Source organism: Acidiphilium sp. JA12-A1 (genome assembly GCF_000724705.2).
Lineage (GTDB): Bacteria > Pseudomonadota > Alphaproteobacteria > Acetobacterales > Acetobacteraceae > Acidiphilium > Acidiphilium multivorum.
Genome location: NZ_JFHO01000168.1, coordinates 1 through 875 on the forward strand (window position 1 = coordinate 1; position 875 = coordinate 875).

Genomic DNA, 875 nt, shown 5'->3' on the forward strand with positions numbered 1-875 from the left:
GGCTGGGCGAGCCGCGGCCGCAGGCGCCGGTGGCCGGCTTCGCCGTGACCCCGGTTCCCGAGGCGACCGTCGCCGCGCACGAGATCCTGCAGAAGGGCGGCAACGCGGTGGATGCCGCCGTGGCGGCCGGCTTCGCGCTCGGCGTCACGCTGCCCTCGCGCGCGGGGCTCGGCGGCGGCGCGGTCTGCCTGATCGACATGCCGCATGACGAGGGCGGCAAGGGGCGTCCCGTCGCCCTGCTCTTCCCGCCCGGCGCGCCGCGCGGCAGCCAGGCCGGCGCGTCGCGCCCGGCCGCGATCCCGCAGATGGTGCGCGGCCTGCTCGCCATGCAGGCGCGCTACGGCGCCCTGCCGCTCGCCACCGACATGGCGCCCGCCGCCGCGATGGCCGGCGGCGGCGTGCCGGTCTCCCGCGCGCTGGCGGCCGACCTTGCCGTGGTGGGCAACGCGCTGCTGGCCGACCCGGCCGCGCGCAACGTGTTCGCCGGGCCGTCCGGCGGCGTGCTGCAGGCCGGCGAAACGCTGCGCCAGCCCGACCTCGCCGCCACCCTCGCGCGGCTGCAGGGCGGAGGCGTATTGAGCTTCTACCAGGGCCATCTCGCCGCCCGGCTGCTTGCCGGCGCGCGTGCGGCCGGCGCCGGGCTGACCGGCGCGGATCTGCGCGCCGTGGCCGCGCGCTACGCCGCCCCCGACATCGTCCATGCCCTCGGCGCCGACATCGCCCTGCCGCCGACGGCCGCCGGGCTCGGCACGCGCGCGGCGATCGAGGCGCTCGCCAGGTCGCCGGACGATCTCGCCGGCGCGGGGCGCGATGCGATCGCCGCCGCCGCCGCCGGCCGGCATGTGCGCGGGTTCGGCGCGCTGCCGGCCTCGGCC

General features: G+C 80.1%; 1 protein-coding gene. It reads left to right on the forward strand.

Going from position 1 to position 875, the window contains the following annotated elements; genetic code table 11:
- Window positions 1-875 (forward strand): gamma-glutamyltransferase (locus tag RT91_RS18960; protein ID WP_205408992.1); only part of this gene is annotated, 875 nt, incomplete at both ends.